This window comes from Catellatospora coxensis (genome assembly GCF_016862635.1).
In the GTDB taxonomy this organism is placed as follows: Bacteria; Actinomycetota; Actinomycetes; order Mycobacteriales; family Micromonosporaceae; genus Catellatospora; species Catellatospora coxensis.
The window spans coordinates 22,928-36,206 of record NZ_BONI01000088.1 but is presented as its reverse complement, the minus strand read 5'-3'; the positions used below and the strand labels follow the sequence as shown (position 1 = coordinate 36,206).

General features: G+C 74.7%; 11 protein-coding genes and 1 pseudogene. 7 read left to right on the top strand and 5 right to left on the bottom strand.

Features of this window, described 5'->3' with window-relative positions; all coding sequences use genetic code 11:
- Window positions 1-208 (bottom strand): annotated as a pseudogene (locus Cco03nite_RS35550) (DNA-binding response regulator); the annotation flags it as partial.
- A gap of 171 nt (window positions 209-379) precedes the next feature.
- Entirely contained in the window at window positions 380-2,356 is a 1,977-nt protein-coding gene (locus Cco03nite_RS35545; RefSeq protein ID WP_203698377.1) for a toprim domain-containing protein, read from the bottom strand.
- A 201-nt stretch (window positions 2,357-2,557) separates the two neighbouring features.
- Here Cco03nite_RS35545 and Cco03nite_RS35540 point away from each other — a divergent pair, with 201 nt between their 5' ends.
- The 3 genes from Cco03nite_RS35540 to Cco03nite_RS35530 all read left to right on the top strand — a co-directional run bounded on the left by Cco03nite_RS35540 (window position 2,558) and on the right by Cco03nite_RS35530 (window position 5,796).
- Window positions 2,558-2,821 (top strand): dsRBD fold-containing protein, encoded by a 264-nt coding sequence (locus Cco03nite_RS35540; RefSeq protein ID WP_203698376.1) that lies wholly within the window; start codon window positions 2,558-2,560, stop codon window positions 2,819-2,821.
- A gap of 91 nt (window positions 2,822-2,912) precedes the next feature.
- Entirely contained in the window at window positions 2,913-4,361 is a 1,449-nt protein-coding gene (locus tag Cco03nite_RS35535) for a phytoene desaturase family protein (RefSeq protein WP_239167923.1), read from the top strand.
- A 1-nt stretch (window position 4,362) separates the two neighbouring features.
- Window positions 4,363-5,796: a lipase maturation factor family protein gene (locus Cco03nite_RS35530; protein ID WP_203698374.1), complete on the top strand. Its 1,434-nt coding sequence runs from the start codon at window positions 4,363-4,365 to the stop codon at window positions 5,794-5,796.
- 94 nt (window positions 5,797-5,890) lie between these two features.
- Here the strand turns inward: Cco03nite_RS35530 and Cco03nite_RS35525 are convergent, their stop codons facing one another.
- Window positions 5,891-7,240: a hypothetical protein gene (locus Cco03nite_RS35525; RefSeq protein ID WP_203698373.1), complete on the bottom strand. Its 1,350-nt coding sequence runs from the start codon at window positions 7,238-7,240 to the stop codon at window positions 5,891-5,893.
- Window positions 7,241-7,473: 233 nt separating this feature from the next.
- Here Cco03nite_RS35525 and Cco03nite_RS35520 point away from each other — a divergent pair, with 233 nt between their 5' ends.
- Both Cco03nite_RS35520 and Cco03nite_RS35515 read left to right on the top strand, forming a co-directional pair.
- Window positions 7,474-8,424 carry a hypothetical protein gene (locus Cco03nite_RS35520; RefSeq protein WP_203698372.1) on the top strand — a complete coding sequence of 317 codons (951 nt, stop codon included), beginning with the start codon at window positions 7,474-7,476 and terminating at the stop codon, window positions 8,422-8,424.
- The gene (locus Cco03nite_RS35515; RefSeq protein WP_203698371.1) at window positions 8,421-10,100 is read left to right on the top strand and encodes an insulinase family protein; all 1,680 of its coding nucleotides are present in this window, start codon (window positions 8,421-8,423) and stop codon (window positions 10,098-10,100) included. The genes Cco03nite_RS35520 and Cco03nite_RS35515 overlap by 4 nt, the downstream gene beginning before the upstream one ends.
- An 11-nt stretch (window positions 10,101-10,111) precedes the next feature.
- Here Cco03nite_RS35515 and Cco03nite_RS35510 read toward each other — a convergent pair whose 3' ends face one another.
- Both Cco03nite_RS35510 and Cco03nite_RS35505 read right to left on the bottom strand, forming a co-directional pair.
- A complete protein-coding gene (locus tag Cco03nite_RS35510; RefSeq protein ID WP_203698369.1) occupies window positions 10,112-10,774 on the bottom strand; it encodes a response regulator in 663 nt (220 codons plus the stop codon).
- Window positions 10,771-11,901, bottom strand: coding sequence for a sensor histidine kinase (locus Cco03nite_RS35505; RefSeq protein ID WP_203698367.1), 1,131 nt, complete (start codon window positions 11,899-11,901; stop codon window positions 10,771-10,773). Before Cco03nite_RS35505 ends, Cco03nite_RS35510 begins: the two co-directional genes overlap by 4 nt.
- A 230-nt stretch (window positions 11,902-12,131) precedes the next feature.
- On the opposite strand from Cco03nite_RS35505, the gene Cco03nite_RS35500 reads away from it, so the two are divergent.
- On the top strand, window positions 12,132-12,563 hold the full coding sequence (locus tag Cco03nite_RS35500; RefSeq protein WP_203698365.1) for a DUF6223 family protein: 432 nt from the start codon (window positions 12,132-12,134) through the stop codon (window positions 12,561-12,563).
- A gap of 233 nt (window positions 12,564-12,796) precedes the next feature.
- A complete protein-coding gene (locus Cco03nite_RS35495; protein WP_203698364.1) occupies window positions 12,797-13,273 on the top strand; it encodes a DUF5709 domain-containing protein in 477 nt (158 codons plus the stop codon).
- Window positions 13,274-13,279: the final 6 nt, after the last annotated feature.

The window sequence follows — 13,279 nt, the reverse complement described above, 5'->3', positions numbered from 1 at the left end:
GACCGGTCGCGTGCAGCATGCGGCAGGTGGCACGGGCCTCGGACAGCTCCGTGCGCGCGTCGACCAGCACCGCGTCCGGAGTGGGGGCCGACACCAGCGTGCGCACGTCGCGAGGTGCGGTGCGCACGGTGTGCGGGAGCAGGTCTATCGCGGGCAGGACCGCCGATGGTTCACCGGCGCGTGCCGTCACCAGGAGCAGGATTTCCACGGTTCGCCTCCGTCGGCTCGCGGTTCACACCGAACCGGCGACCGCGGCGCACCGGCCGAAAGCCGATGTCGCGGGTGTGCGGTGCCGTGTCGGTCCCGGCGTCACTGACGGGTGATTAGCCATGAGCATAGCGGCGGACACGATAAAGACCAGTGTTTGATTTCTTTGTCACTAGTGTCTTTGCGCGGCTATTCCGGGCAGTTTTCCGGCATGTTTCCTGACCTGATCGCCCATGCTTTCCGGACCCGGCCGCCGCCCGGTGCCGGGTCCGGTCTGGTCGCCGCCGTACAGCTGGGCCACGCCCTGGCTCAGCTCGTGCGGCGCGACGCCGAGCTGTGCCGCCGCCGCCTGCAGCAGCAGCTCGACGTCGCCCTGGCGCACCGCGTCGAGCAGGTACGGCGCGACCGTCCGGAAAGCACGGACCCGCGCCTCCGGCCAGTCGCCGTGGAAGCCTTCGGGAAACGCCTTGGCCAGCGCCCGCTCGACCCCGAGCAGCGGCAGCGGGCGCTCGGCGGCGAGCAGATCCAGCAGCGCCTCGTCGCGACCGCGGGCTTCCAGCAGCGCCGCGATGTCCTTGCACCCGGCCGGTGCGGTGCCCGCGACCCTGCCGTGCGGCCAGGTGACGGCCAGCGGGTAGGCCCGTTCCAGCGCCCGGTCGCCCGCGCTGTCGGCGTCGAACGACATGATCAGCGAGGTGTCCGGGCCGGCGCAGGCGGCGAGCAGCTCGAACTGGGCCGTGGTGAACGCGGTGCCGCACGGGGCGACGGCGACGGTGGTCACGCCTTCCCCGGCGAGCCCGCGGTAGGCCAGGTGGGCGGCGATCGCGTCGGTGGGCCCTTCGACGACGAGGAACTGGGTGGGCGCGCCCTGCTCGCGCAGCTGCGGGGCGAGCCCGTAGAGCAGCTCGCTCTTGCGGAAGACCGCCGTTTCGGGGGTGTTGTAGAACTTGGCCTTGCTGCGCCCGGACAGGTCGCGGCCGGTGAACCCGGCGATCCGCCCGTCGCGGGCGTGAATGGGGAAGACCAGCCGGTCGCGGAAGACGTCGTACAGCGCACCGCCGTGCAGCCGGCTCGCGGCGACCAGCCCGGCGTCGAGCATGACCCGGTGCGAGTAGCCGAGCTCCCGCAGGTGCCGCAGCAGGGCGTCGCCGTGGGCCGGGGCGACCCCGAGCTGCCAGCCGCCGCCGGGTTCGGCGGCCTCGGCGATGCCCCGCGACCGCAGGTAAGCCGCCGCGGGACGGCTCGTCGGCAGGTGGGCGGCGTAGAAGGCCGCGGCGGCGGCGTTGACGGCGTACAGCCCGGCGGGCTCCGGCTCCGCGGCCCGGTCCGGCCTGCGCTGCGCCGGGAGGGGCGCGCCGCGCCGCCGCGGCGCGGGCTTCGGCGCGCTCACCGCGGGCCGGCTCAGTGCCCGCCGCAGGCGGGCGGTGAGCACGTCGGCGTTGTCGATGACCGCCGTGACGGTGTGCACGACGGCCCGGTCGGCGGCCGCCGGGTCCAGCCCGTCCCGCCAGCGGACGAGGGGGGTGGCGTCGGGTGGCTGCAGGCCGAAGCGCCGGGCGACGACGTGGGCGACGCCGGCGGCTCGCGCGTCGCGGGCCGGGCCGGCGGGCAGCAGCCGCTGTGCCAGGTGCTGGACGAGGTGACCGGCGGTCGCGGAGATCGGCAGGTGGGTGGCCAGGTCGAGCCGGTCGCCCTCGGCGACGGCCGCGGCGGGCAGCCCGCGGCGCAGCCGCACGGTCAGCCCGGCCTGCTCGGCCATCGCCGCCAGCGCCGCGACCACCGGCACCAGATCATGGGCGGGCGGCCGGGGCGCGGGCGGCGCGTTGGTCTGCGTGACGTCGAAGGCGGTGACGACGTCGAAGGCGTCCCCGGTGTCGTCCAGCGGCTGCAGCAGCGACATGCCGCGTTCGCCGCGGCGCACGTGCGCGCCGCGCTCCCGCCACCGGCCGTAGGTGGCCAGGTCGGTGGCGTCCGGGCGCTGCCGCGCGATCAGCAGGACGTCGTGCACGCCGCGGCCCGGGTGGCGGGCCGCGATGTCGAACAGCCGAGACCAGGCCGACGTGCTGTGCAGGTCGGCGATCGCCAGCCGCAGGGTGAGCATGGTGGCGTGGAGCCCGGCGTGGTGGGGTGATTGCGTTCGCGTGGTCATCGATCCCCTTCCGCTTCGGCGGTCCGACAGCGGGGCCGCGATGCCGGACATCGACGGACCCGAGTATTGCGAGGCGTGGAAGCAGTGCTTCCTTCATACCGGTGACCGCTGACAACTTTCCATTTCTGCAGGCCACAGCGCCGGGGCAGGTCGGGCAAAACGCGCGAGGCAGAATGAAAGGGGTGCCCATGGAGGTGGACGATGGCGAACAGGACACGCTGGATCATCGAGCTGGACATCCAGGAGGTCCAGGAGGAGCGCCGAACCAACGCGGTGGCGCGGCTGCGCCGCGACGGGACGAGCCTGGAGGGCACGGGCACCGCCCACCGCCATCCGCGTGACCTCGACCTGGCGCGCGTCGGCGACGATCTCGCAGCCGCCCGGGCCCTGGTCGAGCTCGCCAGCCTGCTGCAGACCGACGCGGGGCAGGTCCTGGAGAAGTTCGGCGCGACCCCGCCCGAGTGACCGGCCGCGTGTGGCAGGCCCGGAACCCGGGTACGCAGCAGGACGACCTCGTGCTCCGCGCGGGACGGCTGATGCGATGGCTGGTGGCGGTGTGGACGGCGTAGACGCGGTGGTGGTGGGCGCCGGACCCAACGGGCTCGCCGCGGCGGTGACCCTCGCCGAAGCCGGCCTGCGGGTGAGCGTCTTCGAAGCCGCCGGCACGGTCGGCGGCGGCGCCCGCACCGAGGAGCTGACGCTGCCGGGCTTCCGGCACGACCCGTGCTCGGCCGTGCACCCGCTGGGCGCGGGGTCGCCGGTGCTGCGATCCTGGCCGCTGGAGCGCCACGGCCTGCGGTGGCTGCACCCGGACGTGGCGCTGGCCCACCCGTTCCCGGACGGCACGGCGGCGACCCTGTCGCGTTCCGTCGCGCAGACCGCCGCATCGCTGACCGTCGACGCGGCGCAGTACCGGCGGCTGGTCGGGCCGTTCCTGGGCCGCTGGGACGAGCTGGCGCCCGACGTGCTGCGCCCGCCGCTGGGCGCGGCGCCCCGCCACCCGCTGCTGCTCGCCCGCTTCGGCCTCCCCGCGGCGCTGCCGGCCGCGATGCTGGCGCGCTGGTTCCGCGGACCGCTCGCGCGGGCGCTGCTGGCCGGGCTGGCCGCGCACACCACCTCCCCGCTGGGCTCGCCCGGCACCGGCGGGGTCGCGCTGATGTTCGCCCTGGCCGCGCACGCCGCCGGGTGGCCGCTGGCCCGCGGCGGATCCCAGTCGATCTCCGACGCCCTGGCGGGTCACCTGCAGGAGCTGGGCGGGCAGGTCCACACCGGCCGCCTGGTGACCAGTCTCGACGAGCTGCCGCGGGCGCGGGCGTACCTGCTGGACGTCGTGCCCCGGCACCTCGCCGAGCTGGCCGGGGGCCGGCTGCCGGAGCGCTACCGGGACCGGCTGCGCCGGACCCGGCCCGGACCCGCCGTGTTCAAGATCGACTATGCGCTGTCGGGCCCGATGCCGTGGACGGCCGCGGCCTGCCGGCAGGCGGGCACGGTCCACCTCGGCCCGTACGACACCGACATCGGCGCGGCGCTGCGGGCCGTGCACCACGGCTCGGCTCCGGACCCGCCGTTCCTCATCGTGGCGCAGCCCAGCCTGTGCGATCCCACCCGCGCCCCGGCCGGCAGGCACGTGCTGTGGGTGTACGCCCACGTGCCCAACGGCTGGACCGGCGACCTCACCCCCGTGATCGAGGCGCAGCTGGAACGGTTCGCGCCCGGCTTCCGCGACCTGGTGCTCGCCCGGGCCGTCGCCGGACCGGCCGAGATCGCGCGGCGCAACCCCAACTACCTCGGCGGCGACATCGCCGGCGGCACCTGCGAAGGTCTGCACCTGCTGTTCCGGCCGACCTTCGCGCCGGTCCCCTACGCCACCCCGGACCCGGCCGTGTTCCTGTGCTCCTCGGCCACCCCACCCGGACCCGGCGTGCACGGCATGTGCGGCTTCCACGCCGCCCGGGTCGCGCTGCACCGGGTCTTCGGCGTGCGGACACCCGAACCAGGGCGCTGACATGGACTGGTTCAGCGCGCCCGAGTACTGGTGGAGCCGGCTGCTGTTCCAGCGCGGCCTCGCCGCCGTCTACCTGCTCGCGTTCCTGGTGGCCGCGAACCAGTTCCGGGCCCTGCTCGGCGAGCACGGCCTCACCCCGGCGCCCCGTTTCCTGGCCCACACGCCGTGGCGGCGCGCGCCGAGCCTGTTCCACCTGCGCTACTCCGACGGCCTGTTCACCGCGGTCGCCTGGACGGGCGTGGCGGTGTCCGCGGCGCTGCTCGCCGGTGTCGGCGACGCGGTGCCGGTCTGGGCCGCGATGGCGATGTGGCTGCTGCTGTGGCTGCTGTACCTGTCGATCGTCAACGTCGGCCAGGTCTGGTACGCGTTCGGCTGGGAGAGCCTGCTGCTGGAGGCCGGCTTCCTGGCGATCTTCCTGGGCAACGCCCGGGTCGGCCCGCCGATCGTGATGCTGTGGCTGCTGCGCTGGCTGCTGTTCCGGCTCGAGTTCGGCGCGGGGCTGATCAAGCTGCGCGGCGACCGGTGCTGGCGCGACCTGACCTGCCTGTACTACCACCACGAGACCCAGCCCATGCCCGGCCCGCTGAGCTGGTGGTTCCACCACCTCCCCCGCCCGCTGCACCGCGCGGAGGTCGCGGCCAACCATTTCACGCAGCTCGTCGTGCCGTTCGGCCTGTTCCTGCCGCAGCCGGTCGCGAGCGTGTCCGCCGGGCTGATCATCGTCACCCAGCTGTGGCTGGTCGCGTCGGGCAACTTCTCCTGGCTGAACTGGATGGCGATCATCCTGGCCGCCTCGGCGCTGGACCTGTCCGCGCCGCTCGGCACCGGCGCCGCCGGCACCGGACCCGGCTGGTATCAGGTGCTCGTGCTCGCCGCCGCCGCCCTGCTCATCGGCCTCAGCTACCGGCCCGCCCGCAACCTGGTGTCCCGGCACCAGCTGATGAACTCCAGCTTCGACCCGCTGCGCCTGGTCAACACGTACGGCGCGTTCGGCAGCGTCACCAAGGTCCGGCACGAGATCGTCATCGAGGGCACCGACGACCCCGACCCCGGCGCGCACACGCTCTGGCGCGAGTACGCCTTCAAAGGCAAACCCGGCGACCCCCGCCGGCTGCCGCCGCAGATCGCGCCGTACCACCTGCGCCTGGACTGGCTCATGTGGTTCGCCGCCATGTCCCCGCTGTACGCCCACCCGTGGCTGCTCGCCCTGCTCGGCCGCCTGCTCGCCGGGGACCGCCCGGTGCTGCGGCTGCTGCGCGCCGACCCGTTCCCCGGCAAGCCCCCGGTATACGTACGGGCCCTGCTCTACCGCTACCGGTTCAGCACGGTCGCCGAGCGGCGCGCCACCGGCGCCTGGTGGCACCGCACCCTGGTCGAGGAGTTCCTGCCACCCGTCGCCCTGCGGCACAGCGTCCGCTCTCCCGAAGGCCCCTGACATGCCCGCAGCGCCCGTCACCCGCCATCGCGGCGGCCGCCGCCCCGCCGTTCGAGCGGGGTGGCGGCCGCTGGGCGCCCGCCCAGTAGGCCGGTCAGTCCGTCGCCCCGCGAAGCCTGCGGCGGCCCCGGATCAGCAGTCCGGCACCTACCGCGAGCGCCAGCGCGGCGACGACGGCCGGCCCGATCGTCCGGTCCCGTTCCGCGAAGCCGGGCTGCGGCTCGGTCAGCGCGACGGCGTTCAGTTCCGGCGCGGCCCCGGCGGGCGTCGCCGCCACGACCTCGGCCTGCCTGCCGGTGACGACGGTCGCGTTCGGACGGCCGGCGGCGCCGGTGTCGCGGCGGGCCGCCGCCGGGGCGGTCGCGGCCCACGGCTTGGCCGACGTGGCCTTCACCTGGAGATGGCCCAGGGCCGCGTCGAGCAGCACCACCCTCCCCAGGGAGACCTTCAGCCGCAGGGTCGCCGCCTCGGCGGCGACCGCGGAGTCGGTGACGTTCCGGCTCACCTCGCCGATCGACACCTGCACCGACAGCAGCGACGGCCGTGCCGTCCCCCCGCGCAGCGACGCGTCGACGAACACGTCGGCGGTCGTATTCTCCGCCGACAGGCTCGCCACGGGCCGTCCACCTGCGGTCACCTGCAGGACCGCGGGCTGGTGTTCGACCAGCGAGCCGGCTTTGCGGCCCGCGGCGACCACCATCAGCTTCGGCTGGCTGACCACCTTCACCGCGACCTCGGCCCCGGTTCCCTCGAACAGGGACACGCTCGCCAGCGAGCCGCCGGCACCGGCCGCGACCCCGACCCGGCCGTCGGCCAGCCGGACCAGCTCGGTGAACGTCTGCGCCGCGCCAGCCGAACCGATCCGCAGCAGGCTCGTCGACGCCGCGGACCCGTCGGCCGCCGCCGCCGAGACCCGGCCGCTGCTGCCCGGCAGCAGGGTCAGCGAGGCGACGTTGATCGAGGCGCGGGTCAGCGGTCCGGTCTGCCCGCACCGGTAGCCGGGCCGCCACGACGCGTCCGAGGTCAGCGTGCCCGCCTCCGCCTCCAGCAGACCCGGCACGGTCAGCGCGGCGAGCTGAGCCTCGCGCGGTCCGGCCGTCCCGGCGGCCGATGCGTCGCTCTGCGCGGCGAGCACCTTGCCGGGGTCGATGCCGAGCAGCTCGGCGTCGGCGAAGCTCGCCCGCGCGACGCTGGTCCCCTGCTGGGCCTTGCTGTCGACGGTCCCGGCGGCGGTGGCGAGGTTCAGCGCCGCCAGCGGGCGGCCGCGCAGCACCGGCAGGTCCAGCAGCCGCAGCCGGAGCAGGTCGGACTGCGCGGTCGCGGTGAACTCCGCCGGGCACGGCGCGGCCGCCGGGGACGCCGTCGCCGGCAGCAGGGCGACGCCGAGCGCCACCGTGATCGCCGCCAGCGCGGCTCCGGAACGTTGGATGGTGCGGACATTCATGGATGCTCGTCCTCCGGTCGTGTCGGTTTCGGACATCCGGCCAACGACGTCAGCCACCCTCAGATATCGGCCGTAATCGACTCGTTACCTCGACCGCGAGGTCCGCGCACACGCGGTCCGTCGATGCGAAGCGGACGCGCCGGCCGCGGCGGCTGGTCACGGTACCGTCTCGATCGCATCTCCACTGGTCAACGGGCGCCACACGAGGCGGCCCGACCCCTAGGATCGCGGCCGTGCCGTTGCCGAATCTGTCCGCCCTGCTGGGCAAGTCCAGCCACCACGACCGGGTCCACCACTACCCCGACCTCGCGCCGCTGCGGGCCGCGCTGCGGGCCAAGGACTGGCCGGCCGTGGTCGCGTACTTCGAGCGCCTGCCGGAGCACAACGACCCGACGGTGGCGACCTACCTGGTCGCGGAGACCCGGGGCGTGGAGAAGTTCCTGCGGACCGCCGGCGGCGGGCCGGCGTCGTCCACCCTCGCCGGCTCCCTGCTGGGCGCACGGCTGGTCATCATGGCGTGGGACGCCCGCGGCGCGGGCCGGGCGGACGTGACCAGCGACAGGCAGTTCCGGGAGTTCCACAAGATCCTGCTGGAGGCCGAGCAGGTGCTGGGCGACGTCACCGCGGAGAACCCGGGCGACGTGGCGGCGTGGACGTCGCGGCTGAAGACCGCGCGCGGCCTGAGCATGGGCCTGGACGAGGCGAACCGGCGCTACGAGCGCGCCGCCAAGGCGCGGGCCAACCCGGTCGCCGCCCAGTCGAACCACCTCCAGCAGCTGTGCCCGAAATGGGGCGGCTCCCTGGAAAGGCTGCACGCCTTCGCACGCGCGTGCGCCGACAACGCCCCGGCCGGCTCGCTCAACGCCGCGGTGGTCGCCGAAGCGCACCTGGAGCACGCGTACCACGAAGGAAACCTCCACTACCTGCGGCAGCCCCCGGTCCTCGCGGAGATCCAGGACGCGGTGGCCCGCTCGGTCGGGCACCCGGACCACCGCCCGGTGCACGGCTGGGTCCAGGCCGAGGCGTGCTTCGCGTTCGTCCTGTGGCACGCCGGCGATTACGCGGGCGCGGCCGAGCGCATGGCGGCGCTGGGCGACAGGGTCACCGATTCCTACCCCTGGTTCGACAAGGACGAGTTCGCATCGGTGCGCCGCATCCTGCGCGGGATGGGCGGCGCCCGATGATCGAGCACCAGATCGACGGCGTGCCGGTCCTGTTCGTCGAAGCGTCCGGACCGCTGCGCGCGGGCCTGATGTTCCGGGTCGGCCGCGCCGACGAGCCGCTGCCGCTGGCCGGCATCACGCACCTGGTCGAGCACCTGGCGATGCACCGCCACGGGCTGATGGACCACCACGCCAACGCCAGCGTCGGCGCGATCGTCACCCACTTCTACACCGGGGGCACCGCCGCCGAGGTCGTCGCGTTCTTCGACAAGCTCTGCGCCTCCCTGGCCGACCTGCCGCTGGAGCGGCTCGGCGTCGAGAAGGAGATCCTGCGCACGGAGGCGTCCGGGCGCGGCGGCGGCGTCAACGGCAGCCTGCCCGTCTGGCGCTACGGCGCGCAGGGTTACGGCCTGCTCACCTACAACGAGTTCGGCGTGTACCGGGCGAGCGCCGACGACCTGCGCGGCTGGACCTCCGCCAACTTCACCCGCGACAACGCCGTGCTGTGGCTGTCCGGCGAGGAGATCCCCGCCGAGCTGCGCCTGAGCCTGCCCGCCGGAACCCGCCGGCCGGTGCCGGAGCCCACGTCCGCGCTGCGCGGCACCCCGGCGTACTTCCACGCCGACGCCGCCGGAATCGTGCTGGACACGGTGGTGCCGCGCAGCGTCGCCGCGCAGCTCTACTCCGCCGTGCTGGAACGCGCCCTCTACCGGGAGCTGCGCCTGGACGCCGGGGTCAGCTACACCGCCAGCACCGACTACTCGCCTCGCGGCGACGGCATGGCGGTCCTCACCGCGTACGTCGACGCGCTGCCCGAGAAGCACTCGGCCGCGTTCAACGGCTTCGTCGACGTGTTCAAGCAGCTCGCGAAGTCCGGCATCGACGCACAGGAGCTGGAGGCCGTGCGGACCATGGCCCTGGCGGGCGTCGACCACCCCGACTACGACAAGGCCCGGCTGCCCGCGGTCGCCCTCGACCTGCTCACCGGCCGACCCGTCCGGACGGCCGCCGAGAACGCCGCCCGCGTACGCGAGGTGACCGTCGCGGACATGGCCGCGGTGGCCGCCGACGCGTACGCGAACGCGCTGCTGCAGGTGCCCTACGGTGTCATCGCCGAGACGTCCGGTTTCGTGTGCGCCCCGGCGACGTCCGAGTCCGCGGTGACCGGCCGGCGGCACCCGGCCCGCGGCGGCGGTGACACCGCCCTGGTCATCGCCGCCGACGGCGTGTCGGTCGTGGACAAGTCCGGCCAGGCGCTGACCGTGCGCTTCGCCGACTGCGCGGCGCGGCTGCGCTGGCCCGACGGAGCTAGCGCGTTCATCGGCAAGGACGGCATCGTCGTCACGATCGAGCCGACCCTGTACGACGTCGACGCCCCGGCCCTGGCCGCCCTGGACCGGGGCGTGCCGGACAGCCTCACCGTGCCGATGCCGGCGCGCAGCCCCGACCGCATCCCGCAGCCGCAGGCGCAGCAGCGCAGCTCGGCACGCTGGCCCGCCCGGAAGATCACCTTCGCCGTCGTCACGCCGCTGACCGGGCTGCTGATCTGGCGTTTCATCAGCATGGCCAACGCCTGGACGCCGCGCGACGGCGAGCTGAGCGAGCAGATCATCCTGAGCATGCTGCTGCTGTCGGCCGCCGGCACGATCTGGGCGTCGCTGCTCGGCATCAACCGGCTGAAGCTCGGCCGCTGGTAGAGCTCCACAGGTCAGCGGTCGCGCGGAGCCACCAACCCGGACTCGTACGCGAACACCACCAGCTGGGCGCGGTCGCGGGCGTGGAGTTTCACCATGGCCCGGTTGACGTGGGTCTTCGCGGTCATCGGGCTGATCACCAGCCGCTCGGCGATCTGCTCGTTGGACAGCCCCTGCGCCACCAGCGTGACGGCCTCGCGCTCGCGGTTGGTCAGCCACTTCAGGTCCGCGCCGGCGGCCGGGGGCGGCGGCGCGGTGACGTACCGGTCGATGAGCCTGCGGGTGATCGACGGTGCCAGCAGGGCGTCACCGCGCGCCGCGACGCGCACGGCGTGCAGGAAGTCCTCCGGCTCGATGTCCTTGACCAGGAACCCGGCCGCGCCGGCCCGCAGCGCGTGGAAGACGTACTCGTCGAGGCCGTAGTTGGTGAGGATCACGACGTGCACCCCCGCCAAGGCCGGGTCCGCCGCGATGCGCCGGGTCGCCTCGATCCCGTCGACGACCGGCATCTGCACGTCGATCAGCACCACGTCGGGCAGGTGCGCCCGGACCGCGTGCAGGCCCTCCTCGCCGTTGCCGGCCTCGGCCACCACCGCGACGTCGTCCTCGGCGTCCAGCAGCGCCCGGAACCCGCTGCGGATCAGCGGCTGGTCGTCGACCAGCACCACCCGGATCACGACGCCTGCTCCACGGGCAGCTCGGCCTCGACCGTGAACCCGCCCCCGCCGCGCGGCTCCGCTCGCAGCCGTCCGCCGAGCGCCGTGACCCGCTCGCGCATCCCGAGCAGCCCGACCCCGGGGATCGCCGCGCCGCCCGGCGCGGCCCCGCCGTCGTCGTCGACCCGGATCGCGAGGGCGTCCGGGCGGTAGTCGATGCGCACCGAAGCCGTCAGCGCGGCGGCATGGCGGGCGACGTTGGTCAGCGACTCCTGCACGATCCGGTACGCGGTCCGGTCCACCGCCGCCGGCACGTCGCGGCGGCTCCCCGCGATCGTCAGCGTCGCGTCCAGACCGGACGTACGGGCCCGAGCCACCAGTTCCGGCACGTCGTCGAGCCCGCGCGGCGGCGTGCTGCCGTCGTCGCGCAGCGCCTGCAGGGTCGCCCGCAGCTCCCGGGACGCCTCGCGGCCGGCCTGCTCGATCGCCAGCAGGGCCTCGGGCACCTGCTCGCCCCGCTTGCGGGCCAGGTGCACGGCGACCGCGGCCTGCACCTTGATCACCGAGATCTGGTGGGTGAGCGAATCGTGCAGCTCCCGCGCGAGGTGCAGCCGCTCCTCGTCGGCCCGCCGCCGCGCCGTCTCCTCCCGGGTGCGCTCGGCCTCGTCGGCCCGCCGCTCGGCCTGCCGCAGCGCCTCCCCGGCCGCACCGGCCGCCACCAGCCACGCTATTTCGAGCGCACCCCGCGACCGGGCGAGCGCCTCCCCCACGGGCAGGTCCGGCGACAGCGCCAGGGCCGCCAGCGGCAGCGCGACGAGCATCGTCACCGCCGCCGCCACCGTGACAGCGCGGTGCCCGGCGCGTACCGCGGCGTACACCGCGAACAGGAACGCGACCGCGGGCACGTCGAAGCCGAGCGCCTGGTGGCCCACCGCGCACAGCCCGGTGACCACCAGCACGGCGACCGGAGCCCGGCGGCGCGCGACCAGCGCCAGACCCCCGGCCACCAGCAGCGCGTACCCGAGCAGGCCGGCATCCGTGCCGGGATGCTCCCCGGACAGCCCGGCGACCAGCAGCGTCGCCGCCACGCCGACGGCGATCGCCGCATCCGTCACCCCGGCCGGAACACCGGGCCATCGCCTGCTCACCCGCCGAACTCTAACCGGACCGGGACGCGGGCCGACTCCTGCGCACGAACGAGCGGCCGCATACCGCAGCCGCAGTACTCCCCCGGCGGCTACGGCGGCCGCGGCAGCCGCCTGCGCCGGCGGCGGCAGCGTGAAGTGCCCGCGTCTGCGGGACGCCCGGCGGTGCGCCCGGCGACATGCTCAGGTGACATCCCCTCTCGGCAACGAGACGTACTGACAAGGAGCGGAACATGATCGCACCAGCAGCCCGCACGGCAGCCCGATCCGCCGTCGCCGCGGCCGCGGCCGCCCTGCTCGGCGGGTTCGGGCTCGCCGCACCGGCCGCCGCGGCCCCGTCGGCCGCCAGCGTCTACACGATGAGCGCCGGGCGGCTCGGAGCCAGCGCGGGAGCCCTCATCGGACTGGCCGGCGTGATCATCGGCTGGCTGGCGCTGGCCCGGCCCACCGGCCGGTTCGGCACCGGCAACGGGCGGCTCGGCGCGACCGTCGCCCTCGCCGCGGGGCTGCTCGGCCTCGCGCTCGGCGCGCTGGTCGTGGCGACCTCCGACAGCGGCATCGGCACCGGCAACGGGCGCGGCGGGGCGTACGTCGCCCTGATCGTGGGCCTGATCGCCACCGTCCTCGGCGGACTGGCCCTGCGCCGCACCCGCCGCATCGGCTGACCGCCCGACGCCGGGCCGGCACGTGTGACGAGTCCCCCCTGAGGGGTGTGGCCGGCACGGACCCGGCCCGGCTTCGGCATTTCTGCGTACGATCTACCTCACTCACCACCTGCGACAAGTGCCGCAGCCGGACGCCCGAACACCCGGGATCGGAACCGTCACCGGTTCGGAACCGGACCCGCCGAGATATACTCGCCTTTTACCGGCGATATCAGGTCGGACCGGGAGGAGCCATGAGCCAGGACGGCGGGCAGGGCGACAGCATCGACGGCGTCGGCCAGTGGGACGAGATCGAGGACGAGGGCGTGCTCGACGCCTCCGACACGCTCGACGGCGATCCGGTCACCGACCCCCTCGACACGGGCGTGGTCGCCACCGACCGCTGGTCCGGGGCCAACCGCTTCGGCACGACACCGGCCGAGGCGCTGGCCGGGGAGTCCCTCGACCAGCACCTCGCCGAGGAGGAGCCGGACATCGACCCGTACGCGGACCCCGTCGACGAGGACGAGGACGAGCTGATCCGGCGCGGCTACGACCGCGAGCCGCGAGCGGGCCGGCTGGTCGCCGACGACCAGGGCTTCGGCGAGGACGACCAGCCCGACTCGGTGGCGTGGGACGTGGGCATCGACGGCGGCGGCGCGAGCGCCGAGGAGGCCGCGATGCACATCGTGGACGACCCCGACGGCCAGGGCGACGGCCCGCTGGACTAGGCGTCA